The 26,802-nt window shown below is 57.8% G+C and carries 24 protein-coding genes and 1 riboswitch; of the genes, 11 read left to right on the top strand and 13 right to left on the bottom strand.

The genetic code is table 11. From position 1 onward, the window contains the following. Positions 1-3 precede the first annotated feature (3 nt). On the top strand, positions 4-1,002 hold the full coding sequence (locus ACB032_RS14145) for a DUF481 domain-containing protein (protein WP_371138144.1): 999 nt from the start codon (positions 4-6) through the stop codon (positions 1,000-1,002). A gap of 149 nt (positions 1,003-1,151) precedes the next feature. Here ACB032_RS14145 and ACB032_RS14140 read toward each other — a convergent pair whose 3' ends face one another. The 3 genes from ACB032_RS14140 to ACB032_RS14130 all read right to left on the bottom strand — a co-directional run bounded on the left by ACB032_RS14140 (position 1,152) and on the right by ACB032_RS14130 (position 3,735). Then, entirely contained in the window at positions 1,152-1,871 is a 720-nt protein-coding gene (locus ACB032_RS14140) for a MaoC family dehydratase (RefSeq protein WP_371138143.1), read from the bottom strand. A gap of 270 nt (positions 1,872-2,141) precedes the next feature. After that, entirely contained in the window at positions 2,142-3,098 is a 957-nt protein-coding gene (gene rlmF / locus ACB032_RS14135; protein WP_371138142.1) for a 23S rRNA (adenine(1618)-N(6))-methyltransferase RlmF, read from the bottom strand. A 148-nt stretch (positions 3,099-3,246) separates the two neighbouring features. Then, positions 3,247-3,735: a C40 family peptidase gene (locus ACB032_RS14130; protein WP_005298673.1), complete on the bottom strand. Its 489-nt coding sequence runs from the start codon at positions 3,733-3,735 to the stop codon at positions 3,247-3,249. A 275-nt stretch (positions 3,736-4,010) separates the two neighbouring features. Here ACB032_RS14130 and ACB032_RS14125 point away from each other — a divergent pair, with 275 nt between their 5' ends. After that, positions 4,011-4,733 carry a 4'-phosphopantetheinyl transferase superfamily protein gene (locus tag ACB032_RS14125; protein WP_371138141.1) on the top strand — a complete coding sequence of 241 codons (723 nt, stop codon included), beginning with the start codon at positions 4,011-4,013 and terminating at the stop codon, positions 4,731-4,733. Then, a complete protein-coding gene (locus ACB032_RS14120) occupies positions 4,730-5,578 on the top strand; it encodes a tetratricopeptide repeat protein (RefSeq protein ID WP_371138140.1) in 849 nt (282 codons plus the stop codon). The genes ACB032_RS14125 and ACB032_RS14120 overlap by 4 nt, the downstream gene beginning before the upstream one ends. A 142-nt stretch (positions 5,579-5,720) precedes the next feature. On the opposite strand, the gene ACB032_RS14115 is transcribed toward ACB032_RS14120, so the two are convergent. Continuing rightward, a complete protein-coding gene (locus tag ACB032_RS14115; protein WP_010634682.1) occupies positions 5,721-5,963 on the bottom strand; it encodes an Lpp/OprI family alanine-zipper lipoprotein in 243 nt (80 codons plus the stop codon). A gap of 224 nt (positions 5,964-6,187) precedes the next feature. Then, on the bottom strand, positions 6,188-6,841 hold the full coding sequence (ribB, locus tag ACB032_RS14110) for a 3,4-dihydroxy-2-butanone-4-phosphate synthase (protein WP_011705223.1): 654 nt from the start codon (positions 6,839-6,841) through the stop codon (positions 6,188-6,190). A 102-nt stretch (positions 6,842-6,943) separates the two neighbouring features. Further along, positions 6,944-7,101, bottom strand: a riboswitch (FMN riboswitch). 198 nt (positions 7,102-7,299) lie between these two features. Here ribB and purU point away from each other — a divergent pair. Next, entirely contained in the window at positions 7,300-8,136 is an 837-nt protein-coding gene (gene purU / locus ACB032_RS14105) for a formyltetrahydrofolate deformylase (protein ID WP_011705222.1), read from the top strand. A gap of 69 nt (positions 8,137-8,205) precedes the next feature. On the opposite strand, the gene ACB032_RS14100 is transcribed toward purU, so the two are convergent. Continuing rightward, positions 8,206-9,468: a DUF945 family protein gene (locus tag ACB032_RS14100; protein ID WP_371138139.1), complete on the bottom strand. Its 1,263-nt coding sequence runs from the start codon at positions 9,466-9,468 to the stop codon at positions 8,206-8,208. 95 nt (positions 9,469-9,563) lie between these two features. Beyond that, positions 9,564-11,045 carry a cardiolipin synthase gene (gene cls, locus ACB032_RS14095; RefSeq protein WP_139391041.1) on the bottom strand — a complete coding sequence of 494 codons (1,482 nt, stop codon included), beginning with the start codon at positions 11,043-11,045 and terminating at the stop codon, positions 9,564-9,566. Positions 11,046-11,142: 97 nt separating this feature from the next. Between cls and ACB032_RS14090 the strand changes: the two genes are divergently transcribed. Continuing rightward, the gene (locus tag ACB032_RS14090) at positions 11,143-11,685 is read left to right on the top strand and encodes a DUF1439 domain-containing protein (RefSeq protein ID WP_026080151.1); all 543 of its coding nucleotides are present in this window, start codon (positions 11,143-11,145) and stop codon (positions 11,683-11,685) included. A gap of 4 nt (positions 11,686-11,689) precedes the next feature. Here the strand turns inward: ACB032_RS14090 and ACB032_RS14085 are convergent, their stop codons facing one another. Further along, positions 11,690-12,169: a GNAT family N-acetyltransferase gene (locus ACB032_RS14085; protein ID WP_011705218.1), complete on the bottom strand. Its 480-nt coding sequence runs from the start codon at positions 12,167-12,169 to the stop codon at positions 11,690-11,692. Between the two features lie 428 nt (positions 12,170-12,597). Between ACB032_RS14085 and ACB032_RS14080 the strand changes: the two genes are divergently transcribed. From ACB032_RS14080 to ACB032_RS14070, 3 genes are all read left to right on the top strand, one after another. Further along, positions 12,598-13,761, top strand: a complete 1,164-nt coding sequence (locus tag ACB032_RS14080; protein WP_371138138.1) for a M23 family metallopeptidase — start codon at positions 12,598-12,600, stop codon at positions 13,759-13,761. A gap of 230 nt (positions 13,762-13,991) precedes the next feature. After that, the gene (locus ACB032_RS14075; protein WP_371138137.1) at positions 13,992-15,353 is read left to right on the top strand and encodes an alpha-amylase family protein; all 1,362 of its coding nucleotides are present in this window, start codon (positions 13,992-13,994) and stop codon (positions 15,351-15,353) included. Positions 15,354-15,540: 187 nt separating this feature from the next. Further along, positions 15,541-16,290, top strand: coding sequence for a lytic transglycosylase domain-containing protein (locus ACB032_RS14070; RefSeq protein ID WP_371138157.1), 750 nt, complete (start codon positions 15,541-15,543; stop codon positions 16,288-16,290). 125 nt (positions 16,291-16,415) lie between these two features. On the opposite strand, the gene aqpZ is transcribed toward ACB032_RS14070, so the two are convergent. From aqpZ to ACB032_RS14055, 3 genes are all read right to left on the bottom strand, one after another. Continuing rightward, on the bottom strand, positions 16,416-17,102 hold the full coding sequence (gene aqpZ / locus ACB032_RS14065; RefSeq protein ID WP_371138136.1) for an aquaporin Z: 687 nt from the start codon (positions 17,100-17,102) through the stop codon (positions 16,416-16,418). 325 nt (positions 17,103-17,427) lie between these two features. After that, positions 17,428-17,949 carry a crossover junction endodeoxyribonuclease RuvC gene (gene ruvC, locus ACB032_RS14060; RefSeq protein WP_005298649.1) on the bottom strand — a complete coding sequence of 174 codons (522 nt, stop codon included), beginning with the start codon at positions 17,947-17,949 and terminating at the stop codon, positions 17,428-17,430. 273 nt (positions 17,950-18,222) lie between these two features. Continuing rightward, positions 18,223-19,131: a Gfo/Idh/MocA family protein gene (locus ACB032_RS14055; RefSeq protein ID WP_371138135.1), complete on the bottom strand. Its 909-nt coding sequence runs from the start codon at positions 19,129-19,131 to the stop codon at positions 18,223-18,225. 187 nt (positions 19,132-19,318) lie between these two features. On the opposite strand from ACB032_RS14055, the gene ACB032_RS14050 reads away from it, so the two are divergent. Continuing rightward, a complete protein-coding gene (locus tag ACB032_RS14050) occupies positions 19,319-19,852 on the top strand; it encodes a DinB family protein (protein ID WP_371138134.1) in 534 nt (177 codons plus the stop codon). Then, positions 19,849-20,283 carry a hypothetical protein gene (locus tag ACB032_RS14045; RefSeq protein ID WP_371138133.1) on the top strand — a complete coding sequence of 145 codons (435 nt, stop codon included), beginning with the start codon at positions 19,849-19,851 and terminating at the stop codon, positions 20,281-20,283. Before ACB032_RS14050 ends, ACB032_RS14045 begins: the two co-directional genes overlap by 4 nt. A 76-nt stretch (positions 20,284-20,359) precedes the next feature. Here the strand turns inward: ACB032_RS14045 and ACB032_RS14040 are convergent, their stop codons facing one another. Next, on the bottom strand, positions 20,360-20,575 hold the full coding sequence (locus ACB032_RS14040) for a hypothetical protein (protein ID WP_371138132.1): 216 nt from the start codon (positions 20,573-20,575) through the stop codon (positions 20,360-20,362). Positions 20,576-20,884: 309 nt separating this feature from the next. On the opposite strand from ACB032_RS14040, the gene ACB032_RS14035 reads away from it, so the two are divergent. After that, positions 20,885-24,151, top strand: a complete 3,267-nt coding sequence (locus tag ACB032_RS14035; protein ID WP_371138131.1) for a hypothetical protein — start codon at positions 20,885-20,887, stop codon at positions 24,149-24,151. A 116-nt stretch (positions 24,152-24,267) separates the two neighbouring features. Here ACB032_RS14035 and ACB032_RS14030 read toward each other — a convergent pair whose 3' ends face one another. Further along, positions 24,268-26,697, bottom strand: a complete 2,430-nt coding sequence (locus ACB032_RS14030; RefSeq protein WP_371138130.1) for a YgiQ family radical SAM protein — start codon at positions 26,695-26,697, stop codon at positions 24,268-24,270. Positions 26,698-26,802: the final 105 nt, after the last annotated feature.

The following is a 26,802-nucleotide window of genomic DNA, read 5'->3' as shown; positions in this document are numbered from 1 at the left end:
TTCATGAGCTACCGCATTTTTTGTCTGCTGGCCCTGCTGCTGAGCCCAGTGGTATCAGCCGACATCCTCTGGATGGACAACGGTGACCGGCTGACCGGCACCATAGAGGAGATAGGCGACCAGCAGGTGCGCATCGCGCTCCCTTACAGCGCCCCTGTCACCGTCAAGCGCGAAGCGGTCAAGCGCTGGCGCATCGAGAAGCAGGACAAACCCAAACCGACCGTCAAGACCGGCATTACCCTGCTGGCCCTGACGCCAGATGACCAGAAAGCCTGGTTGTGGAGCGGCAGCAGCGATCTGAACGTCAAGCTCAAGCACAGCGACAAGCAGACCAACAACGTCAACCTGAAAGCCTCCACCGAGGTGGCCAACCTCGACTGGCGCTATACGCTGGATGGGGAGTACATCTACGAGACCGCCAACAACGTCACCAACAGCCATGAGTACCGGCTCAAGCCCATGCTGGACTTCTTCTTCGATCAGCGCTGGTTTCTACGCTCCGCCGTCGACTTTGAATACCAGATGCTGAGCCCCGAATACATGGATGTGGGTTATGTGGCCGGACCTGGTTACCGGTTCTGGAACGACAAGCGGCGACGGCTGGAGCTGATCAGCCAGGCCGGACTGGAGCGTTCCTACTTCCGGCCGGATGACATCAACACCATCTTTATCATCGATCTGTTCAACGACAGGATCATCAACTATCCCCTGATGGGCCTTGGCTGGGACTACCGGCAACCCATCGCGCTCTGGTCGGAGCAACTGGAGCTGTTCAGCAAGGGTAACTACAAGCGCTATCTGGACCAGCCATCCCCCTACATCACCCGGGAGCAGGCCGTGCAGGGCAGCCTGGGGATGCGCTACTACTTCAACGATCACCTGCGCCTCTCCTGGTCGAGCGAGCTCGATTGGGAAGACTCCAGGTTGGACTATCAAGGTGTGCAAACACCCTTATCAGGCAAAGAGTGGCGGCATCTGATAAGCCTGGGGGCCAGCTTCTAGCCCTCGGGGCAAGCCATGGATGCGCGAGCGGCGCCTACATAGAGGCGACATAGGCAAGTGCAACAAACGCCATCAACAAAACAGGCTCACCGAGGTGAGCCTGTTTTTTTTCAATACGATTCGTGCCAGCAAGTGACACCGTCACCCCGTCAGAAGTAGATCCGGGTGACCGATTCAATGACGCAGCCTGGGCGGCGAATACCCTCGATCTCGACCTTGATCTCCTTGAGCAGCTCCAGCCCCCCCTTGATCGGGGTAACCCGAGCCAGCTTGGTGCGGGCGCGGATGTTGCTGTCCACCTTGATGGGGTACGGGAAACGCACCTGATCCAGGCCGAAGTTCACCACCATGCGGGCGGTCGGAAACTCGGGAGAGGCCTCGTTGATGCTGCCCGTCAACCGCGGCAACAACGCCAGGGTCAGGAAGCCATGGGCAATGGTGGTCTTGAACGGTGACTCGGCCGCTGCGCGCTCCGGATCGGTGTGGATCCACTGGTTGTCGCCAGTCACGGCGGCAAACTCATTGATCATCTGCTGGCTGACCATCAACCACTCACCGACATGGATCTCTTCGCCGATGCGCTCCTGCAAGGTGGAAAACAGAGCGGCTGCCTCGCCGCTGAGTTCGACGGCAGGGGTATCCAGCGGCATGGGCTGGCCGTTGACGGCTTGCGCCGCGCCCTGCTGTTGCTGCGTCGACTGGCTGTCGCTCTGCAAGTCCAGCACCCGGCCCAGCAGAGGGTGGAGGTGTGCCTTTTGCTGAAACTCACGCCAGTAGTCGCGGATCGCCGGAGAGAGCCAATCCTTGAGCTCAAAGGGGTGCTGCGCCAGTATTTCGCGCTTGCGCTTCAGAAAATCGACAACTTTCATGTACCGATCCCTATTCGATTCAAAGCCTGTAAAGAGGTCTAACCAGTCCTATTTTATGAAAGTTTCAACTGCAAGTGCAAAAAAATCTCAGCGTACAACTGTACCGAGGATGAAAGTGATCACTAACATGCAGGCGCCAGCCCATATGCCACAAGGGGAAAAACGATTGTCATGGGTGCCGGGTATCGACCCAGACTGGCCACTGACGCCCACCAAAAAACAGGGGCATACCATCGGTATGCCCCTTGTCGTCGTCCCGCTTCAGCCGGCTCAGGCGTTATCCTGCGCCATTGGCGACCACCACTGCCTGCTGGCCGCCTTGTCTTGGAAAGACCAGGCCAGGACCCGGCTGATCTTGTTGCCCTGGGTCATCTCAAGCACCCGCACCTGACGGGCCCCGACCCGGCTCAGCCCCTGCTTGGCCGCCGGCAGGTTCTCTTTTTTTGACACCAGCGAGCTGAACCAGAGGCACTGGCTGGCGAATGCCTTGCTCTGAGTGATCATGCTCGCCAGAAAGGCCGCCTCCCCCCCTTCACACCAGAGCTCGGCCTTCTGACCGCCGAAATTGAGCACCGGCTTGGCCGTCGCCTCCTTGCCCAGGTTGCGCAGCTTGCGCTCCGTTCCCTTGCTCGCCTCTGCCAGTGAAGCATGAAAGGGAGGATTGCAGAGGGTCAGCGCAAAACGCTCGCGCGGTGCCACAATCCCCTGAAAGATGTCACCAGCCTTGCCCTGCAGACGGCATTCGATCTGGCTGCCCAGCCCGTTGCTCTTGGCCAGCAGGGTAGCGGCCTTGACCGACACCGGATCGATGTCGGAGCCGACGAAGCGCCAGCCATATTCGCGGGCACCCAGCAGCGGATAGATGCAGTTAGCACCAACCCCGATATCCAGCACCCGCACGCCCTTGCCGGTCGGCACCTTGCCGGCACTCTCGGCCAGCAGATCGGCCACCCGATGCAGATAATCCACCCGCCCCGGAATGGGCGGGCAAAGATAGCCGGCCGGCAGATCCCAGTGCGCAATGCCATAGTGCAGCGCCAGCAACGCCTTGTTCAGCGCCTTGACGGCAGCCGGATCGGCAAAGTCCAGGGTCTGGGTGCCGTGCTCGTTGACGAACACGAAGGGTTGCAGCTCGGGGGTGCGCTGACAGAGCGCATCGAAATCATAGGGAGCCTGATGGCGATTGCGTGGATGCAATCCGGATTTGCGGTCGGAATGGGTCTTCATGCTGGGCCTGCCGAGGAAAACGGGCCCACACTATAGTGACTTGGCCCCGGAAAGTCTAAATGACGGCCATAAAAAACCGGGCTGTCGAGCCCGGTTCAAGTGAGGTTGGAAAAACAGTCCGTACTGCGAGCCGTTTGTCCAGCCTGACTCAGATGTCGATCCGGCGTGCCTGCCAGAATTTGCTGCGCCAGTAGGAGCTGTCGAGCTTGGAGCGCGTTACCCCGGCGCGGGTGGAGGCGTGAATGAATTCACCATTGCCCACATAGATGCCGACATGATTGAGACGGCGATTGATCTTGAAGAAGACCAGGTCACCTTCGACCAGATCCTGCTTGGAAACGCGGGTGCCTTCATGGACTTGGGAGCGGGTATCACGGGGAAGTTCGATGCCGACGGCGTTGCGGAACACTTCACGGGCGAAGGCGGAACAATCGATGCCACGCTGGCTGCTGCCGCCCATGCGGTAAGGAACACCGCGCCACTCTTTGTATACTGTCAGGATTTCGTTTACATCTGGGGTTTGCGAAGCTTCCGGTTCAATAACGGGTTCCATCATGGAAACTTCGATCTTGCTCGCGACCTCGGGCTGGGGTGCCGAGGCACAACCCACCATTCCGAGCGCGACCAGCAGTAGCATCAGGTGGCGCAATCCTTTATCCCCGCAAAATAGTAAAACTTGTTAAAATACGGCCCGAACGGGCAATTTATAAGGCAACAGCACCCGACTATATCCAAGAATTCTATCGAGGCAAGCGAAAATCCCTATCGACCTCACATTTCTGCAAGGAAATGCATTATTTTTCCTGATTAATGTGATCGTGGCCAAACAATATACAATCCCGAAAGGGCGCCTTGGGCTCATGGAAAACTGACTTTTATCGCTGCTTCGCCCTCTTTTTTAAGTGAAAAATTATGATCTATACGGATCTCTATTTGTTAAAACCGGCCAACACGGACGCCGACCAGCTGAGCCTGCTGCAAACCCTGCTCTCCCCCGAAGAACGGCAGACATGGCAGTCCATCGGTCAGCCGGCACGCCGCCAGGAGTACCTGCTCAGCCGTGGCTTGCTGCGACGGCTGCTGGCCGAGCGCCTGCAGTGCCGCCCCGATGCGCTGCAGTTTTGCAGCAACCCGCACGGCAAGCCGGTACTGAGCGACGGGCGCTGGCAGTTCAACCTCAGCCACAGCGGTGACTGGCTGGCGATCGCCCTCTGTGCCGCCGGCCCGCTCGGAGTGGACATAGAAATGGGCCAGCGGCGCCGCCAGATTCTGCCACTGGCCCGCCGTTTTTATGCGCAGAGTGAATATGAGTGGCTGCTCGCCCTGCCCGAGGCGGAGCAAGAGCCGGCTTTCTATCGGTTCTGGTCGCGCAAGGAGGCGGTATTGAAGGCCCAAGGCGCTGGCATCGCCGCCGGCCTCGACAAGGTGCGCTTCGTGCCAGAGGAAGCGTGGCAGCTCGACAACCAACTCGATGAACAGGATTACCAAGTACAGGATTGGCCCATCGGCCGAGGCTGGCTCAGCCTGGCGGCACCGACCCTCGCCGTCAACGGCTGGCTGCTCGACGGCAGCTTGAATTCTGTGCCCATCAACCCCATGTTAACTCACACCATTTTCCAAGAGTCAGCCTCATGATCGTCGACATCAATCCCCAGAATTTCCAAAGCGCCCTGATCGATGCTTCCATGAAAAAGCCGATCGTCATCTATTTCCACGCCCCCCAGATGCCGGAGTGTCAGGCCATGACCCCGCAGGTGGAAGCGCTGGTCGGCCCGGCCAATCCCCAGGTGACCCTGGCCAAAGTGGACATGAACGATCCGCAGCTGCAGCCGTTAGCTGGCCAGCTCGGCCTGAGCGCCCTGCCGGCGCTGGTGCTGTTCCATCAGGGCCGCCCTGACGAGCAGGCCATTCTGGAAGGCCCGCAGGACGAAGCCACCCTGCGCCACTACTTTGCCGCCTTCGCCCCCAAGGAGGAGGAGCTGCTGTTCGAACAGGGACAGCAGGCGCTGGCGGAGGGTCAGGCGGACCTTGCCTATGCCCGTCTCGGCAAGGCCCATCAGCTGGCACCGGAGCGCCACGACATCAGCCTGTGGCTCATTCAGGCGGCGCTCGATCTCAATCTGCTGGACGAAGCGCAGGAGCGGCTGGGCAAGATCCCGATGATCGCCCAGGACGATCACTACCAGACCCTGACATCCCGGCTGGCACTGGCCCAGCAGGCCGCCGACAGCCCGGAGCTGCGGGCGCTGGAAGCCCGTCACCAGCAGGAGCCGGACAACTTTGCCCTGGCCCAGGAGCTGGCGGTGCAATACAGCCAGGCCGGCCGGCAGGAAGAGGCGCTGATGCTGCTGTTTACCATCCTAAAACGGGATCTCGCCTTCGGTGATGCCAAGAAGACCTATCTCGACATCCTGACCACCATGGGCAGCAACCCGGCGGCGCAGAGCTACCGTCGCAAGCTCTACAGCCTGCTCTACTGATCGATACGGGAATGAAAAACGGGGTGATGCCGAGTGTTCGGCATTGCCTTGTCAGGCGGGTATCAGAGGGGAAAACGCGGGAATTTGACGAATTTCAGGCAAAAAAAAATGGCGCATAACTGCGCCATTTTTTTCGCATGGATTACTTCTTGTAGGAAGTAGCCATGTTGTCGATGCGCTGGTTAGCACGCATAGCTTCTTGCTTGGCTTCTGCAACATCAGCAGCGATCTTGGATTGATCAGCACGAACAGCGCTAACATCTTGAGCCAGTTGGTCAACTTTGTTAGACAGATTCTGAACGGAAGTTTCCAGTTCGCTGGTGTTTGCACAACCGCCCAGCAGAGCGGACAGACCAACAACACCTACCAACAACATTTTTTTCATTTTAAAAGCTCCCTTTAACTCGCCAGACGTTTAGCAAGCGGCGTGATTATGGCACAAAAAAATCAGAGTTTGGATAGGCCCCATCACAGATAAATGCATTAAAACCCTCATTTTTTTTTAAACGTACACTTTTTGTGCAAAGTTAAGCCAAAAATGAGGGTCTCTGGATGAGGTTCGCACAAAGCGTAACCAAATTTTGGGCTTATTACAATTTCGTATGAGGCTCAGGCTGAACGTTCTGACAGCAATTGACGATATTGCACCAGATCCTCGATGGTCAGCACCGGCATCTGATGCTGGCGACCGAATGCCACCAGATCCGGCAGCCGCGCCATGGAGCCATCTTCCTTGGTCAGTTCGCACAACACGCCGAACGGTTTGAGTCCGGCCAGCTGCATCAGATCGACCGTGGCTTCGGTGTGGCCGCGACGGGTCAACACCCCGCCGGTGCGAGCCCGCAGCGGGAAGACGTGGCCCGGACGGTGCAGGTCGGACGGTCTGGCGCCGTCGGCGATGGCGGCCCGGATGGTGGTGATGCGATCGGCCGCCGACACGCCGGTGGTCACCCCTTGCGCCGCTTCGATGGTCACGGTGAAGGCGGTCTGATAATGGCTGGAGTTGGCCTCCACCATCATCGGCAGTTCGAGCTGGCGTACCCGCTCATCGGTCAGGCAGAGGCAGACGATGCCGGAACACTCGCGGATCATCATCGCCATCTGTTCGTTGGTCATGGATTCGGCGGCGAAGATGAGATCCCCTTCGTTCTCCCGATCTTCATCGTCGGCCACCAGCACGCCGCGGCCGGCGCGCAGAGCTGCCAGCGCCGCTTCGACACGGGCAATGGGATCACCAAATTCACTGAGAAGAGACTGATTCATGGTAAGACTCCTAAACAAGACAAGGACCAGAATCAGGGCATGGAAAGGCAGACAGAGATAGGTATGCAGCGGCCGGCCCATGGGGCTTGCCTGCAATATCTGTCTTATCCTCTTTCATCCGGACTATGACCGTCGGCTCCGGCATCTCACCGGATCTGCTGACCCCGACCCGGTGCAATACCGGGTCGGGCGCTCGCGGGCTCCCCGAGTCACATCGGGATACCGCCGGTGGGGAATTTCACCCCGCCCTGAGAATAAGCGCAGACAGCGTAAAGAAAAAAAACGCCGGATACCAGCCCAAAACCCATCAAAGATGAATAGCGTACCGCTTGTGGCCGCATTGCATCAGGGCGCACGGCGCACTGTCTTTTCTGATTTTGTTTGTGGCATAGTGCCTGAAAAAACGCGCAGCCTGCGCAGACTCAGGCGCCAACAACACAAACGGAATCATGACAGAGATGGAAAAGAAAATACTGCTGACGGACTGTCCGGACGCCAAGGGCCTCATCGCCAAGATCACCAACATCTGCTACAAGCACCAGCTCAACATCAACAAGAACGACGAGTTCGTGGATCACGAAAATGGCCGCTTCTTCATGCGCACCGAGCTGGAGGGACGCTTCAACGACGAGACCCTGCTGGCCGACCTCGATGATGCCCTGCCCGCCGGTGCCCAGCGCCGCCTGGTCAAAGCCGGCAAGAAGCGCATCGTCATCCTGGTGACCAAGGAGACCCACTGTCTCGGCGACATCCTGATGAAGAACTATGCCGGTGCGCTGGACATGGACATAGTCGCGGTGATCGGCAACTACGACACCCTCGCCGAGTTGACCGGCAAGTTCGACATTCCGTTCCACACCGTCAGCCACGAGGATCTGAGCCGCACCGAACACGAAGAGCAGGTGCGTGCCATCATCGACGGCTACCAGCCCGACTACGTGGTGCTGGCCAAGTACATGCGGGTGCTGACCCCGAGTTTCGTCGAGGCCTATCCGCGCAAGATCATCAACATTCACCACTCCTTCCTGCCCGCCTTCATCGGTGCCCGCCCCTATCGCCAGGCCTTCGATCGCGGGGTCAAGCTGATCGGCGCCACCGCCCACTTCGTCACCGACGATCTGGATGAGGGCCCCATCGTCGAGCAGGACGTGATCCACGTCGATCACACCTTCAGCGCCGACGACATGGCCAAGGCAGGCCGCGACGTGGAGAAATCGGTGCTGAGCCGGGCACTGGAGCTGGTGCTGAACGAGCGGGTGTTCGTCTACGGCAACAAGACGGTGGTATTCAAGTAATCCCGGCCACTGAAAACAACAAAGGCTCCCGCGGGAGCCTTTGTTTTATGTGCACGAAAGCAACGTCAATCAGAGCGGCAGACCGTTGACGGTCATGGCACCCTTGTCGAGCTTGAGCTCGGCCGTCAGTTGCTCCTTGTCCGCCTTGAGGTAACCCATGGCGGCGAACTGATCCAGCATGGGCGCCAGCTGCGGCACCGCCTTGCCCAGCTTGCCGCTCAGGTTGGCGTGCAGCAGGCCGGAGAGGGCGTGCATCCCCTCTTCGCTGTTGAACAGCTGCTCGAGCGAGGTAGCCGCCAGCTTGATGTCACCCTTCATGGCCACCGGCTCGCCATTGAGATGGGAGCTCAAGTCCACCAGCTCCAGCGTGGCGCCACGCTTGAGCATCTTGTCCAGCGCCTGCTGGATCGCTTCCTCTTCCACACCCTGGCCGCTGGAGGCCTGCAGCGCCTGATAGCCTTCCAGATCCAGCCCCTTCAGATTGAGGGCCAGCTTGCTCTGGGTCAGCGCCAGGTTGTCGGTCTCGTTCTCCAGATTGAGGGTGTCCACCTTCATCTGGTAGCTGCTGGAGAGGGTCTGGGCATCATCCCCCGCCAGCTGGGTTTCGGTGGTCAGCCCCTGCAGGGAGACCTTGACGCTGTCCGGCAGCTGTACCGACAGCGCGGAGAGAGTCATGTCGCTGCGGGGAGAGAGCCAGATGCCGCTAATTTCGGCCATGTCGGCACTGCCCTTGAGCTCGGCCAGCACCATGTCCATCTTGTTCTGCTCTTCATGCACCGTCATGCCCTGCCAGTGGAAGGTGACGTGACCATTGCCTTCCAGATCGCCGTGATAGTCGCCCTTCATCGGCAGGAAGTTCAACTCGTCGAGCCCCTGCTTGATCTTGAACTCGTTGGCCCAGAAGCGGCTGCTGTTGCTGGCGGTCCACAGGCTGCTGACCGACTCGATGCCGAACTGCCACTGCTCCATCTTGAAGGCGTTGAACACCGGCGCCAGCGAACCCTGCTTGGTGTCGAGCAGCATGTGGCTCTTGATGTAGAGCGGCAGGATGCGGCTGTTGACGATGAACTGCGCCTCGACCGGCTCGCTCCCCTCCAGCTGACCATCCAGGCTGGCCAGGGTCTGCGGGGTGACCACCACCTTCAGCACGCCATCGCGGGCAAACAGGTTGCTCGAGCTCGGCTGCCAGCTCAGTTCGACGCCGCTCTCCTGTTTCACCTTGGCGATCTGCTCGGCCATGATGCGATCGAACGTGTTGCCCGTGTACCAGCAGGCACCCAGCCCACCCACCACCAAGGCCGCCGTGACGGCCAGCGCTACTCGCTTCTTCATCTTCTTCTGTTTCTCCAGGGAGTGATTGCCGCACTCTACGGGGCCAGCTTGGGGCTAGGCAAGCGCAATTCGGCGCCTGCCGCAATTAAGTGATGTCACAACAAGGGGCTGAACAGGTAGAACATGTTCTCCATCATCTTCTTGTACCAGGGGCGGGCCCGCCACTTGGCCAGCGACATGGGGGTCGCCTCTATCATGTAGCCCTGCACCAGCTGGGTCATCTCGGCGACGAACACCGGGTTGTCGATGAGCAGGGTCACCTCGAAGTTGAGCCAGAGGCTGCGCCGGTCCAGGTTGACCGTGCCCACCAGGGCGAAGTCGTCATCCACCAGTACGCTCTTGGTGTGCAGCAGGCCGGCGTCGTAGCGATAGACCTCCACCCCCGCCTCCAGCAGTTCCTCCATGAAGGCGTTGCAGGCGTAATTGGCCATCAGGGAGTCGTTGCGCGCCGGCAGCACCAGTTGCACCTGCACGCCGCGGGCCGCCGCCGAGGAGAGCGCCGCCGCCAGCGGATCGTCCGGCACGAAGTAGGGGGTGGTCAGCACCAGATGGTGGCGGGCCTGGTAGATGGCCAGCAGCAGGCTCTGCTGGATGCAGTCGCCGCCGACGAAGGGGCCGGACGGAATGAGCTGGGCCCGGTAGTTGCTCTGGGGCCAGGCCTCCGGTTCGTGCTGCAGGCTGTCGAGCAGCCGCTCGCCGGTCTCCATCTCCCAATCCCAAACGAAGATGGACCACATCAGCGGCACCATGGGTCCCTGCACCCGGATCATGATGTCGACCCACTGGCCGACCCCGGCGTTCTGCTTGAAGAAGCGGGGATCCACCATGTTCATCGAGCCGGTGTAACCGACCCGGTCGTCGATCACCACCAGCTTGCGGTGCATGCGCAGGTCCTGGCGCTGGAACGGGATGCGCCAGGCACCGACCGGCAGCACCTCCACCAGCTTGACCCCGGCCTTGCGCAATTTTTTCGGCCAGGACGAGCGGAAGAAGGTCTTGCTGCCCATGGAATCGAGCAGCAAGCGACAATCCACGCCGCGCGCCGCCACTTCCATCAGCGCTTCGCACACCTCGTCGGTGTCACCGCCCGGGTGCCAGATATAGAACTCCAGGTAGCAGGACTGGGAGGATTGGCGGATGTCGCGCACTATCTCGCGCAGGATGGCTTCCGGCTTGCTCAGCAGCGTCATCCGGTTGCCGGAGAGCATGGGCATGGCCAACCGGCCCTGGATCAGATCGTGCAGCGGCTGGGCCTTCTCCCCCACCTCGCAGCAGTGTTGGGGGAAGAGCCTAGCCAGCTGGCGAATCCAGATGGCGTAAGGGCGGTACATGGCCTGCGCCCGCTCGGCGCGGCGCCGGCCGAGGCGGATCTCGCCGAACAGCACGTAGAAGCCGACACCGGCAAACGGGATGGCATAGATGAGGGCCAGCCAGGCCAGCGAGACCCCGATGGGGCGCCGCTTCATCACCACCCGAAAGGAGACCCCCGCCACGATCACGGTGTGAAACAGCAGCAGCAACCAGCCGAGGAACTGGGAAAACAGCAGTTGGATGTCGTGCTCCAGACCGTTGATCACGAGAACTCCTTTTACAGACGAGTGAAATGCGGTGGGCAGATCCCGCGAAGCCAGGATGGTATGCTGTAAAACACACCCATTCTATCAGGTCGTTAGCATGATCCTGCAATCTATGCTGCTCAGTCTGGCCATGCTAGGTCAAGGCTCATATGACATCAATGAGCAACAGATAAACCAGTACCTGCAATCCCAGGTGCAAGTGAACAAACAGCTGGAGCTCCCCGGCATCATCAAGGCCCATGTGCAGCTCGAGCAGAGCGACGTCCAGATCGGGCGCCAGAGCCCGGACACCGCCCGGGTCTATGGCAAGGGCAAGCTCAAGATCGCCCTGCCGGATCAGACCGAGTACGACGCGCGGCTGAACATGACCTATGAGGCGAGACCGCGTTACGACAAGGCGCAGAGCGCACTGTTCCTCGACAACATGAAATTGATTGAATACAAGCTGGAGCCGGAGGCGGCGCAGCAGAAGTTCGGCTTCATGCTCGGCATGCTGCTGCAGAGCATGGAGAAGCGGCTGGAGACCCAGCCGGTCTATCGGCTCAACGACAAGGATCCGAACCAGGCCTGGCTGAAGGAGAATCTGTTGGGGCTGGAGTTGTCACCGGGCAAGATCCATCTGTTGACCAAGCCCCAGTGAGTCGTCAGTTGTAGACCGGGGCCTTGGCCTGGCGCACCAGCAGCTCGATCTGGTAACCCTGTTCGCGCTGCTGGTCATACAGCGAGAAGAGCGGCCCCTCCAGTTCATGCAGGGGCAGGTCGGCGAAGCCGGCCTTGAGGTAGAACGGCTTTTCAAACGGCAAGGCCTGACACACCACAGGTTTGTCCTGCAGATCGTTGCAGGCGTGCTGCAACAGGCGCGAGCCCAGCCCCAGCGACTGGTAGTGGGGCAGCAGACGAAAACCGCACAGGTGGTAGTAATCCTGTTCGTCGCGCAGGCGCACGGCCCCCACCAGCCAGTGGGCGTCGCGTACCACGAAGATCCGCTCGGCCAGATCCGGCACATAGTGGGAGAAAGTGGTTTCGTAGTAATCCCTGATCAGGGAAAGGTCTGCATCACAGTACTCTTCGAACGTGAGTTCCATCGCCCGCTTGCCTATCACACCCGTTCCATCCATGGCCATTCGGCCCGGTCCTCATACATTGATGTCGGTCGCAGAGATCCGACCAGATTGACGATATCACGGCTTTTAATAACAAAAAAGCCAATAACCACACCGAGTTGCATAATTTTTAACATGCCGTCAGCCGGTCTGGCCAGTGGCGATCCTATCACGGCAAGCCAGTGGCAGACACTGTTTGCGCCTCTTCCCCGCCCTTTACGGCAGCCCGCCATTTCTTGGCCCGCAACTCACTGATTTGGCTCTACAAACCCTTTTTGTAAACATTTATTAACAAACAAATGCCGCTATCCTTCTGCATAAAAAGCCCCATTTGAATAGCAACTTTGGCATTTGCCCCTATGGTGAAGCCTTGGCATAGCCTCGCGCTGTTGTTGCCCGCGTGGGTCCATCCCCACACCGACACCTCACCACTTTGCCAAGGAGTTATCATGTCCAGACCGATCCCCTCCCTGCTGATGCTGGCCCTGCTTCCCGCCGCCGGCTGGGCTGGCGACATCCATGCCCCGCTTGCCCCCTATCACTTCACGGCGCAGCAGCTTGCCGCCAGTCAGACCCCGGTCCTCCCCCTGGATGAGGCCCACTTCGTGTTCGGCGAGGCAGCCATGGCCTTCGATCTGCACGACTTCTTGCTGCAACAGGCGCCCCACCTGCTGCCCAAGGAGGAGGTGATCCTGCACTGGAGCGGCATCACCAGCCTCAACCCCCAACTGCTGCTGGCCCTGATGGAGGCGAGCAGCCAGCTCATTTCGGCTCCCTCCGAGCAGGCCATGGCGGCGCCGTTCGCCAAACTGGTCAAGGCCAAAGGCTTTGACAATCAGCTGGAGCTGATGGCGCGCCAGCTCTCCGAGCGCTTCTATCAGGCTCGCGCCCAGCAAAAACTTATGCAGCGCAGCGCCCCCGCCCTGGCGCCGCAGGCCGCGCACCAGGCCGCCATTGCCAGTCTGCTGAGCACGTCGGTACAGCGCCAGCTCGGTGAGCAGTGGCGGACCCTGTTCGGCCAGGACACCATGACCTCCCCCAGGGGCGGCGCGGCCGCGCCCGCCGCGCCGCTGGCCGGCGGCCAGTTCCAACTGCCCTGGCGCCAGGGCTACAGCTGGAAGGCCAATGGCGCCCACTCCCATACCGGCTCCGGCTACCCCTACTCCTCCATCGATGTCTCCTACGACTGGCCGGGCTGGGGCGGCGCCACCTACACTGTCACCGCCGCCAACAGCGGCACCGTCACCGTCTTCTCCCGCTGCCAGGTGCGCGTCACCGCCCCCAACGGCTGGGCCACCAACTACTACCACATGAGCGGGATCTCGGTGCGCAGCGGCGACTACGTGGCCGCCGACACCCCCATCGGCACCTATGCCGGCAACCGCAACGAGGCGCTGTGCGAGGGCGGCTCCTCCACCGGCCCGCACCTGCACTTCTCCCTGCTCTACAACGGGGTGTTCCAGTCCCTGCAGGGGCAGAAGCTGAGCAGCTATGCCGTCAACGTCGGCGCCAGCAACTACGACGACAACTGCAACCGCTTCTGGCTCTACAACCAGCGCAATAGCCAGCGCTACTGCGCCTGGCAGCCGCTCTACAACAACGGGATTGACTGAGCCGAACACAGCCCGGTGAAGTGATTGAAAAGTCAGTAATGACGCGGCCTGCGCGGTTTTTTGCAAGCCGTCACAGATCCGCACAGTCCGCTTTGAAAGTGCTCACAAAATCGCCGCCCGGCGATTGCTGGCAAGACAGGCCGGTGTGAGGCTCTGGGTGCCCATCTGGGCACCCAAAACAAGGACTGACAATAATGAAACACACAGCGGGAATCTGGGCGATCGCAGGTATGTTGATCGCTCCTTTGGCACATGCCGACGTCATACTGCACGCCTTCAACTGGAAATACAGTGAAGTCACCGCCAAGGCCGATCTCATCAAGGCCGCCGGCTACAAACAGGTGCTCATCTCGCCGCCCCTCAAGTCATCGGGCAACGAGTGGTGGGCACGCTACCAACCCCAGGATCTGCGCCTCATCGACACCCCCCTTGGCAACAAGCAGGATCTCGAGCAGCTGATCGCCGCCATGCAGGCGCGGGGCATCGCCGTCTATGCGGACGTGGTGCTCAACCACATGGCCAACGAGAGCTGGAAGCGCAGCGATCTCAACTACCCCGGCAGCGAGCTGCTGCAAAGCTATGCCGCCAACCCCGGCTACTTCGAGCGGCAGAAGCTGTTTGGCGATCTGGGCCAGAACTTGCTCGCCGGCCAGGACTTCCACCCGGAAGGGTGCATCAGCGACTGGAACGATCCGGGCAACGTGCAGTACTGGCGGCTGTGCGGCGGCGCGGGTGACAAGGGTCTGCCGGATCTTGACCCCAACAACTGGGTGGTGAGCCAGCAGCAGGCCTACCTCAAGGCGCTCAAGGGGATGGGGATCAAGGGCTTTCGGGTCGATGCGGTCAAACACATGAGCGATTACCAGATCAACGCCGTGTTCACCCCCGAGATAAAGCAGGGGATGCACGTGTTCGGCGAGGTAATCACCACCGGCGGCGCCGGCAGCAGCGATTACGAACGCTTCCTCAAGCCCTACCTCGACAGCAGCGGCCAGGGCGCCTATGACTTCCCGCTGTTTGCCTCCCTGCGCGGAGCCCTTGGCTATGGCGGCAGCATGAACCAGCTGGCGGATCCGGGGGCCTACGGCCAGGCGCTGCCGGGCAGCCGGGCGGTCACCTTCGCCATCACCCACGACATCCCCACCAACGACGGCTTTCGCTACCAGATCCTGAACCCGACCGACGAGAAGCTGGCCTATGCCTACCTGCTCGGCCGCGACGGTGGCTCGCCGCTGGTCTATTCGGATCATGGCGAGACCCAGGCCAAGGACGGGCTGCGCTGGCAGGACTATTACCTGCGCAGCGACCTCAAGGGGATGATCCGCTTCCACAACGCGGTGCAGGGCCAGCCCATGCAGCTGGTCGGCAGCGGCGACTGCTTCGTGCTGTTCAAGCGTGGCAAACAGGGGCTGGTCGGCATCAACAAGTGCGACTACGAGCAGGAGTACTGGCTCGATACCGCCAAGTTCGAGATGAACTGGTATCGCAACTACCGGGATGTGCTCGACCAAAACGCCGTGGTCAACGTGCAGAGCCAGTGGGTGCGGGTCGCCATTCCCGCCCGCAGTGCCCGCCTCTGGCTGCAGGAGTAAACCGGCAGTTGCCACGCGAGGCCGCCACGGGGCGGCCTCTCTATTTGGTCTGCTGCTATTTTCTCGGCCGAGTGCACGGGTCGGTCAGGGCGGGCTTGTTCTGCCCGCGCCGTGATGCTTTACTCAACAAGGCTAACAAGGCTAACAAGGCTAACGAGGCTGAAGGAGCAAGCCGTTGAAAGCATGGATGTTGATTGGATTGATCCCGCTGTTTTCCGCACCCGGCTGGAGCCAGACACCCGCCCCGGCCGAGGTGGTGATCCTCACTGCCGAGCCGCCGGCACCGCCCCCCGCGGCGCCCCCCGTCACCATGCACACCCCGGGGGTGCTGCCGCCACCCGAGCCGGCCAGCCCTCCGCTGCCGCCCGGCACCCGCCAGATCCAGGTCTACAAGTCGGTGCAGAAAAATGGCGTGGTGCGCTACTCCGACATGATGCCGGAGCAGGGTCACTACGAGCTGCTGCTGTTCAACGACTGCTACGCCTGCGACCCCGACTCCAAGGTCAACTGGCACACCACGGGGCTGTTTCTCTATGACTACGCCAGCACCATCCAGGCGGCGGCCAAAGCCTATCAGGTGGAGCCGGCCCTTATCCGGGCGCTGATCCACGCCGAGTCCGCCTTCAACCCGCTGGCTGTGTCCCGCAAGGGGGCCATGGGGCTGACCCAGCTGATGCCGGCCACGGCGCGGGAGCTGGGGGTGGGCAACGCCCTGCTGGCGGAGCAGAACATCTTTGGCGGGGTGAAATACCTGGCGGGGCTGCTCAAGCAGTATGGCGGCAACGTGGCACTGGCCACCGCGGCCTACAACGCCGGTGCCGGCGCGGTGCAAAAGCATGGGGGCATCCCCCCTTATGCTGAAACTCGCGCCTACGTGGAGCGGGTGCAACTGCTGCGCCAGCGCTACAAAGACATGTTGAGCGCCAAGGGGTTGTAAGCCTCTCCCCTCTTGGCCAACGACCAAGCAACCCTGCGGGCCCTTGCGGCCCGTTTTCGTGCCCGCCAGAAACGAAAAAACACGCCCGGGGGCGTGTCGATACCACACTTTGTTGCCCTGACGGATCAGGCTTTAGTCGCGATCGCGCGATAGGCCAATGCACCCAGAATGGCACCGACGATGGGCGCAACCCAGAACAGCCACAGCTGGCCCAGTGCCCAGTCCCCTACGAAGAAGGCCACGCCCGTGCTGCGCGCCGGGTTGACCGAGGTGTTGGTCACCGGAATGCTGATGAGGTGAATGAGGGTCAGGCACAGGCCGATGGCGATGGGAGCAAAGCCGGCCGGGGCCCGGCTGTCGGTGGCGCCCATGATGACGAACAGGAAGAAACCGGTCATCACCACTTCACACACCAGCGCCGCCAGCATGCTGTAGCCGCCCGGGGAGTGCTCGCCATAGCCGTTGGAGGCAAAACCGGCGCTTAAGTCAAACCCGGCCTGACCGCTGGCGATCACATAGAGCACGGCCGCTGCCGCAATCCCGCCCAATACCTGAGCGACTATGTAGGGCAGCACGCCGGAGGCCGGGAAACGACCGCCGGCCCAGAGCCCCACGGTCACGGCCGGGTTCAGGTGGCAACCTGAAATGTGGCCTATGGCATAGGCCATGGTCAGCACGGTCAGACCGAACGCCAGCGCCACGCCGAGCAGGCCGATGCCGACGTTCGGAAAGGCGGCGGCCAGCACGGCGCTGCCGCAGCCCCCCAGCACCAGCCAGAAGGTGCCCATGAATTCAGCTGCAAAAGGTTTCACTTCTCAACTCTCCCAATGATGGATGAAGCGGGAGCCTGCGGCTCACCGGGCCGCACCACGCGGCCGGCGCACATTATGGGAGTCCCGTTCGGGCAAGCGAAGGGAAGCGATGAAGGCCAAAAAACGTGACCTTTGTCACAAGTCGTTGATTAACTGAGAGGATTGTCGGTAGCGCCCGAGTGGGCAGCAACATGGGGCGGAAAGGCTGTGCGACAGCTTGTGACTCTGTTGAGGCTTTTGCCGACAACCGCCGCTGCCAGAGGGGCAACCAGCCGGCACATGGCCGCTTGCCTGAGATTGCCGGTATCACACCGGCAATGTCGGCTCAGCGGTAACGACCGCGCACCGATCCCGTGCTGCGCCCGGCCATCTTGATCAGGATCTGGCGGGTATGGAAGTGGCAGAGCGCCACCCCGAGGGCATCCGCCGCATCCGCCTGGGGGGTGGCCGAGAGCTTGAGCAGGTGGGTCACCATGTGCTGCACCTGCTCCTTGGCGGCGCCGCCGGTGCCCACCACCGCCTGCTTGATCTGGGTGGCCGAGTATTCGCTCACCGGCAGCAGGGCATTGACCGCCGCCACGATGGCGCTGCCGCGAGCCTGGCCCAGCTTCAAAGCCGAATCCGCGTTGCGTGCCATAAAGACCCGCTCGATGGCGAACTCGTCCGGCTTGAACTGGGTGATGATCTCGCTCACCCCGTCATAGACCTGCTTGAGGCGCGACGGCAGCTCGCCCAGGTCGGTGCGGATGCAGCCCGAGCCCAGGTACTCCGCCTTGCCCGCCACGATGCGAATGACCCCGTAACCTGTGATGCGTGAACCCGGGTCTATCCCCAAAATGATGCTCATGGACGGGCCGCCCTGGCCATCATGGCGGGGATCCGCTCCCGTTTGGCAAGGGCAGCCAGCCGGCCACCCCGTTTCAATAGCTGGTTCATCACACTCTGTCGCTCTGCTGGCAGTTCATGGCCGCCAAGATAGCAAACAAGCGCCCGCTTGGCTTGCGCGGCAGCGCCCCCACCAATCAACTGCGCAGGGATGCGCCATCTCATACAGTGGTCCGGCGATTTTTTCGCCCACCGCTCCGCCCATGGCCCGGGCAAACCGGCGCGGCGATCCCCCTCACTCCCCCGCCAGTGTGACCAGTTGCTCTGCCAGCCGGTGGCCATGCAGGTAACTCTCAATCAGCGCCCCGTCGGCCCGCCCCGCCTCAATCTGCTGATACCAGTGGGTCAGCATGGCGGCAAAGCCCCGTTGGGTAAGCACCGACTGCCAGTCGTCGGGGGCCAGGGTCTGCACGGTTTTATCGCGGGCCAGGGTGCCCCGGGTGCAGTTCTCGATATGCAGGGAGAGGTTGTCGCCATAGGCATCGATACGCTCCTCGGTGAGGCCGGCGCTGCGGTTCATGCTGCCGCTCACCGCCACCTGCCCGCTCTGCCAGGCCACGCTCACCCCGGCCAGCAGCGCCGGCTGGCGGGCACAGCGCCGCAGTACCGCATGCAGATCCCCATCAGGTGCACCGCCGTAGTAGCAGAGGCTGTCGAGCACATGGATGAAGTCGTCGAACAGAAACGAGCGCGGCGCCCCCGGCAGGGCGTGGCGGTGTTTTTGCCAGTTGAGCTCGGTGAGCGGCTGGCCGCGGGCTTCGCTCATGGCGGGCAGATAGCGGCGGTTAAAGCCAACAAACAGAGGACGGTTCTGCGCCAGCGCCAGGTTGGCGAGCTCCTCTACCCCGGCAAGAGTGTCGCACAGCGGCTTGTCGACAAAGGTGGGGATGCCGGCGCGCAGGCACTGGGCAGCCAGATCCAGGTGCACCGCGGTGGCGGCGTGGATCATCACCGCATCCGGGCGGCTTGCCAACAAGTCGCCCAGCTCGGTGAAGCACTCGGCGATCCGGTACTGACGGGCCAGCTTGTCCAATACTGCCGAATTGCGGGTACAGAGCAGCGGGGTGATTCGCTCGTCACTGGCAAGCAGCGGCAGATAGGCTTTCTGGGCGATATCACCAAGACCTACGAGGGCAATGCGCATGGGGACTCCTTGTGGCGGCGGGTTATGGGCGCCGTTTTATCCGGCAACGGCTGACAGGGTAGCATCCCCGCCGACCCGGACACAGCCGATGACTGGCCCACCCCCGCCCTCTGCTCGGGGAGTGTCATTTTTGGCTCCATCTGGCTAAGATGCCCGCTTTTGGACACAAGAAGCGCCAAGGAGTGCCATGCCAAGCTCAACCCTCCTCTCGCTGTTTCGCTACAAGGCCTGGGCCGATGGCGAACTGCTCGATGCCCTCGCCACCCTGGATGCCGCACAAGATGGCGAGGCGCATCACACCGCCCTGCGCATCTTCAACCATATCCATGTGGTCGATGCCATCTTCAAGGCCAATCTGCTGGGGGAACGCCACGGCTTTACCGCCACCAATACCCCGGAAACGCCGACCCTGGCGATGCTGCGCAGCGCCATCGGCCAGCTGGATGCCTGGTATCTGGAGTACGTTGCCGGCCTGAGCCAGGCAGATGGCGAGGCCGTGCTCTCGTTCAACTTCGTGGATGGCGACCAGGGGCAGATGAGCCGCGCCGAGATGCTGCTGCATCTGGTGACCCACGGCGGTTATCACAGGGGGGCGATCGGCCGGATCCTGGTGCAGTGCAGCATCACGCCGCCACGCGATACCCTGACCACCTTTTTGCATCGCAGTGAACCTGGGCGGCGGGGCGATGCGCCCCAGGGGGATGGCAGGGCCCGTCCATGAAGCGCGCCTGTTTGCGGCTCACACCGCTGCTGCTGATTTGGCTGCTAAGCGGCTGCGCCGCCGCCATCGATCACTACTCGGGGCGCTTTCGCAACACCCTGGCCGCGGGGGAGACCCGCGCGGCCATTCGCGCCGAACTGGGCGAGCCCCAGCTCTGCCAGCAGGCCGCCTTTCTGACCGAGGATAAGGTGCAGAGCTGCGATCGCTTTACCGTGCTCGGCAAGATCCACAAGCGCGGTGACGGCAATGGTCAAGCCACGGCAAGCGCCGTGACCATGGGGCTGGGGGAGCTGATCCTGATACCCATGACGGTGGCCGGCGTGGCGGCGGATTACACCCAACGCCACACCCTCACCGTCTATTACGATCGGGACGATCACTATCTCTTTCACACCCTGCTCAACGCCAAGGGGCAGGAAGTGTGGCAATAAGGGGCGATAAAGCGGAACGCTTTGCTGCCCCATGGCAATGTGACAGCCGTTTGCTGGATGACTCTGGGAGATCCCGTCAAGATTGCTCCCGGCAATCCAGCCACTTGCCCACTCTGGCCCCCAGCTCGGAGCAGACCAGCGCCGTCACGGCGGCCCAGAGCATCTGGCTGCCATCAAAACCCGCCTGCTTTTCAAACAAAAAAGGCACCAGCAGATTGGAGCCGATGATCCCGAGCAGCAGCCCAAGGCCGCTGCCCACCTTCTCCCTGCGGGATCGCGTTTTTATTGCCATCTATTGCTCCTGTTGGAATGAGATAAAGGAGCGCCTATCGCCCCTGCCCACATTCCCGGCAAGATAACAAAGCCTCCCACAATAGGAACAGCCATCTTTTTTGGGGGGTGGTAAGAATAGCTACATATGCCCCTTATAAATCCATTTGCTGATCCAGCTCAAAAAAGCGATCAGATTTTGATGGTTACAGCATTTTAAGGCTCGCCTAGGCAGTTTCGTTTGGCTTACCATGGCTATCTGGATTTTAATACTGATTTTAATGCTAATGGTGTAGTGCAATGAGGCATATCTGGTGCTGGAGGTATTTAAGTGTTTTTGAAAATTGAGAGATTGTTAAATTCACTTGAGTATCAAGTACATAAAAACATTGATGAAACTCTTTATAAAAACAAAACTTTTTTATCTAGTAAATGGAGCTTCTTAGAATATAACGTATTACGTTGGTCTAAAAAGCATAGTTATTATATTCTATTGATGTTTATTCTTGCCACTTTATTAATCTCAAACTTATTACTTTGGAAAAGTCAGATTGCTCCTCTTGCTATCATTTATCTTCCTAATTGGAAAAATCTCATTGAATGGCAAGATGGGTTCCTAGCTGGACAGCTAACAATTGTTGGTGTTGTTTATCCCCTTGTTATAGGTTTAGTTGGCGTTTTATTTCAAAACAAATCGGCAAAAAAAATATTATTCCCTATATACCAAATGTACTCTGGCTTTATGTTTGCCGGTTTGAGTGGACTAAGCCTCTCTATTTTTATTATTGTTGGATATTTTTTAAAGGCTGGTGTTAATACATCAACCTATCTGGCAATATGTATAGCAACAGCTCTTTGGTTAACGTTCAATCTGCTGTTAACGTGTTGGTTTTTCGTTTCTACTTTTCTAATGCTTGATGAAACAAAACGGGACAGATTAGTTATCCGATTCACAATTCATGAGTTATGTGAAATTGATATTAGGAATAGAATGCGTGCCTTGCTATTAATTAATAGCATTAAAAATCCTCTCTTAGCAAACCCCAATGAAAACATCCTTAAAATTAGCACATATGACTATAATGATGATAAATATAGTGAAATTACATCATCTTCAAAAGATCAAGTCCATGTTAGCAATGTCTATTTTTCAATAATAAATAAAATCATTCAATACTATTACTATAAAATAAAGTTTTCTCACTTTATAAAAAACCATCACATTGGCAAATGGCTAACAAATAATATTGGTATCTCTTGGCCAGATATAGATTTAAACGTTGAAAGAAAATTTGTTCTGCAACCTATCTTCACTACTAAGAATAAGAGAAAACTTGTTCTTTTTAGATATACAGGAATGAAAATTGGATGGCTATCAAAAGCATTAATAAAACTCAGTTTTAAAACAAAAAAACACGATGAGAGCCTTGATAAAAGCCTTACATCGATGATGCTTGGTTTTGTTGGCACCACAAAAGATTCAATTAGAGAGAAAAATTTCAGTGAATTTAAAGATTCATTATCAAACATTGTAAAATGGCATATAGAAATAGCTTCCGCCTTAAGTTTTTTTTATGATGATAATAAAGATGACAATTGGATTTTATTGCCTACGGCAAGTTTTTTAAGTCGAAGCTATCTAGACGAAATAATGATTCAATACTATGAGGTCGCAAAATCAGCTGTTGAGTTAATACCAGATAACATTGATTTTTTTGATGAGATTATTTATCTACACAAACGTATATTCTGGGGTCGAGAAAAATTAGTAGATCGTGAAGGCCATTCCTTAATTCAAGGAAGTTACTATACTTGGTCGCTATTAATGGAATGGCGATCATACAGTTCATCATCATCAGATATTAGAATAGCTAATAAGTATGAGGATGTACTATTTCATTTTATGGGAGCATGGGAGTCCTGGCTTGATCATCTTGAGCCTAAAAACAAAAATCTCGATGACCTCAAAGATTCACTGCCCCTATTACTTACTCACCTAGAATTCACAGCTCATACGATCATATCAGCTTTGAGATATAACAATATTGAGGCTACAGGTTGGGGCGTTGATATGCTAAACAACTGGTATGAGAAGCTGTCGGTCAGATCTTATGATCAGAACTATTTAGAGTATACGTGGATCTCAGAATTGGTTACTCACAACTTTTTATTTAAGGACCAAGATGAAGAGCCATGGATAACAATTTTGAATAATCGTGATTTTAATCTTCAGTCAGCATTCTATATCGCACTTAAAAATGCAGCATTCGACCTTAGAATAATCACGGCTTGTTATATACTACTCAAGCCAAACTTGAATGACGATATTAAATTAAGGGGTTTTGTCAAAGCACTGCTTTCAGGTGATCCTATTCATCCAACAGGATCAATACGTAATAGGGAGAAGTCAATATCTAGTGCTAGTGATATCCTTATGGCCTATATTAGACATCGAGACTATCCAAATTATGGTGTTGATAGTTATGGATCATGGCTTTCTAAAAATCTTGAACTCTTCAGCCGCGTGAATGAGCAGCGAAGAGTATCAGGCCGTATCTATTCTGGCTGGGGGCGCGATGATGTTAATAGCATGACTAGTGCTTATGTAGAAATCGCTGTTTCATTATCAAATAACCAATGGCAACTAAGTCATAAATTCTTCGAAGTTGTTTTTTCAAATATATTTCGCCATCATGATAAAGACTCTCTTGTTCGTGACTTAAATAAGTGGATTAGTATTTCCGATACAATAGATAAAACATTTCTCATCTCTAAAGAAGAATTTAATAAAAATCTAGACAACTTTAAAGTATCAATTAAAAATGTCATTTCTCAAATAAATCAACGAAAAAATAAAATTGTCGCAGAAGCCGAAATTGATGAAGAACTGCTAATAAAATTAGGTTTAGTTTGTTCCGAAGTGATTATACATAAAGACTATGCCACAGAATTCCCGATGAATTTATTTGAATCTGTTAAATTCAATGGGAGTCGTTTAAATAACAACCTATTAAAATTGAATATAAATGGCTATTTAAAAGAAAATATCGCTAAGAACATCGATGCAAACAGAGTTATGAATGAGGAAGATTGGTTAAAAACATTAACCAACAATGATATAAAAACCAACATCTTAAGAAAGATACTACAATGCAAAATATCCAATTCAATATCTTATGATAGTGCAGATGACAATATAAGATATATTTTGGAACAGAGCAAAAGCATTAATAACCCCATATTGCTTTCAGGATGCTCAGAATTAAACAATTTAATTTTCGAAGCCAGATACAATAAAGAAACATCTGAAAAACTTAGTATCTCATTTGTTGATGGTTATGGAATGGATTATATATGCCATATAGGAAAAATTATTGTATATAGAATTCATTTCTCGGATTTAAATTGCAGTTTCCTGACATCCCATAACTCATTCAAATATATTGAGTTTGGGAAGGTAGATGAATCACAATATGTTGAAGTACATTACGAACCATCTGAAGTCGAGAATGTTGGAATTTTATCTATAAATTATTGGATGGATATTGTTTTCTCAGATAAATTGGAATTTATCCAAACAGAAATAAAAAACATTTAATAGAATGACATTAAATAAAATAACTTATTAGATAGTTATAGTTTAAATTTCCCTCCTAATAAAAAGGCGACCATCTGGTCGCCTTTTTATTTCTATCACTTCCCCAATCAGGAATATCACCGAGCCGGTCGCTTGGCGCCATTCCCTTTGGCCACAGGATTGCCGCCTTGAGTGGCAGGTTTAGCACCCGGCTTGGCAGAGCCGGCGCGGGTCGGGGCCTTGCCCTTGTGGGCGGGTTTGCCAACCGGTTTGCTCTTACCAGCACTCTGGCCTGCACCCTGACCTGCCCCTTGTGAACTGGGCTTGCCGTTGCCAGCCCCTTTCTGGAGCTGAGATCCCACCGGTTTACCATTGCCCGCCTTGCCGCCATTTCTGCTGGCTGCCGGGGCATTCCCTGCACCGGCCTCGCTGCGGGCGGCCTTGTTGCCAGCCCCATTGCTGCGCTGATGGGTGATGGCACTGTGGCGGGTCAGGGCAGGCTTGAGGCCCTTGCTGCGGCTGCGCTCGGCCTTGGCTTCGCCACGGCCTTCCGGCGGCACCAGGCAGTCGGGGCCGTTGCCGATCAGGTGACCTTTGCCCATCTCCAGCAGGGCTTCGCGGATCATCGGCCAGCCGGCCGGATCGTGATAGCGCAGCAGCGCCTTGTGCAGGCGACGGCGACGCTCCCCTTTCACCACGAACACGTCCCCGCCCTGGCGGCTCACCTTGTTGAGCGGGTTTTTCTCGGTGTAATACATGGTGGTGGCGTTGGCGAGCGGCGACGGGTAGAAGTTCTGCACCTGATCGAGCTTGAAGCGGTTGGACTTGATCCAGAGCGCCATGTTCACCATGTCTTCATCCGTGGTGCCCGGGTGGGCGGAGATGAAGTAGGGGATCAGGTACTGCTGCTTGCCCGCCTCTTTGGAGTACTTGTCGAACAGCTCCTTGAAGCTGTAGTAGCTGCCCATGCCCGGCTTCATCATCTTGGAGAGCGGGCCCTCCTCGGTGTGTTCCGGCGCGATCTTGAGGTAGCCACCGACGTGGTACTTGGCCAGCTCCTTGATGTAGCGCGGATCTTCCACCGCGATGTCGTAGCGCACCCCGGAGGCGATCAGGATCTTCTTGATGCCCTTGAGGTCGCGCGCCTTGCGATAGAGGTTGATGGTCGGGCTGTGGTCGGTATCCATGTGCGGGCAGATGGTCGGCCAGACGCAGGAGGCGCGCCGACAGGTCTGCTCGGCCTTGGGGCTCTTGCAGCGCAACTTGTACATGTTGGCGGTGGGGCCGCCCAGATCCGAGATGACGCCGGTAAAGCCCGGCACCTTGTCGCGGATCTCTTCGATTTCTTTCAAGATCGACTCTTCCGAGCGGCTCTGGATGATGCGCCCTTCGTGCTCGGTGATGGAGCAGAAGGAGCAGCCGCCGAAGCAGCCGCGCATGATGTTGACCGAGGTCTTGATCATGTCGTAGGCCGGGATCTTCTCGTTGCCATAGGCCGGGTGCGGCACCCGCTGGTACGGCAGGCCGAACACCCCGTCCATCTCGTCGGTTTCGAGCGGGAAGGCGGGCGGGTTGACCCAGATGATGCGATCGCCGTGCGCCTGAGAGAGCGCGCGGGCACAGCCCGGGTTGGTCTCGTGGTGCAGAATGCGGGACGCATGGGCGTAGAGCACCTTGTCTTCCTTCACCCGCTCGAACGCCGGCAGCTTGACGTAGGTCAGCTCCCACGGCTTTTGCTTAGGGGGCTGCACCAGGATGGGCTTGGCCTCCTGCTCCACCGGCGCGGTGCCCTCGTCATCGGAGCAGGGGGCCCCTTCCATATAGGGGTTGGGGATGGGATCGATGCGGCCAATCTGGTCGAGCTTGCTCGAATCCACCCCGCGCCAGCCCGGCAGCGGCTCCTTGCGGATGACGGCGGTGCCGCGAATGTCCTGCATGGTGTCGATGGTCTCGCCGCCTGCGATGCGGTGGGCCACCTCGATCAACGGCCGCTCGGCGTTGCCGTAGATGAGGATGTCGGCCTTGGCATCGATCAGGATGGAGCGACGGATGGTCTCGGACCAGTAGTCGTAGTGGGCGATGCGGCGCAGGGATGCCTCGATGCCGCCGATGACCACCGGGACCTCTTTATAGGCTTCTTTGCAGCGCTGGGTATAGACCAGGGTGGCGCGGTCCGGCCGCTTGCCGCCCACGTCCCCCGGGGTGTAGGCGTCGTCGTGGCGCAGCTTCTTGTCGGCGGTGTAGCGGTTGATCATGGAGTCCATGTTGCCCGCCGTCACCCCGTAGAAGAGGTTCGGCTTGCCCAGGCGCATGAAGTCATCCTTCGATGACCAGTCCGGCTGGGCGATGATGCCGACCCGAAAACCCTGGGATTCGAGCATGCGGCCGATCACCGCCATGCCGAAGCTCGGGTGATCCACGTAGGCGTCGCCTGTCACCAGCACGATGTCGCAGCTGTCCCAGCCGAGCTTGTCCATCTCCGCGCGGGACATGGGCAGGAAGGGCGCCGTGCCGTAGCACTCGGCCCAGTAACGGGGATAGGAGAAGAGGTTGGTAACCGGCTGCATTTTGACCACCTGGAACAATTCGGGTCGCGCATTATACCGGCAGAGCAAGGCGGGGGCGACGGCTTTTTGCCCCTACGATAGATGCGGAAAAGGCGAGCCAGCGGG

The sequence above is a fragment of the Aeromonas sp. S5(2024) genome, assembly GCF_041403025.1.
Lineage (GTDB): Bacteria > Pseudomonadota > Gammaproteobacteria > Enterobacterales > Aeromonadaceae > Aeromonas > Aeromonas hydrophila.
The sequence above is the reverse complement of the archived record's forward strand: the minus strand, read 5'-3'. Positions and strand labels throughout refer to the sequence as shown.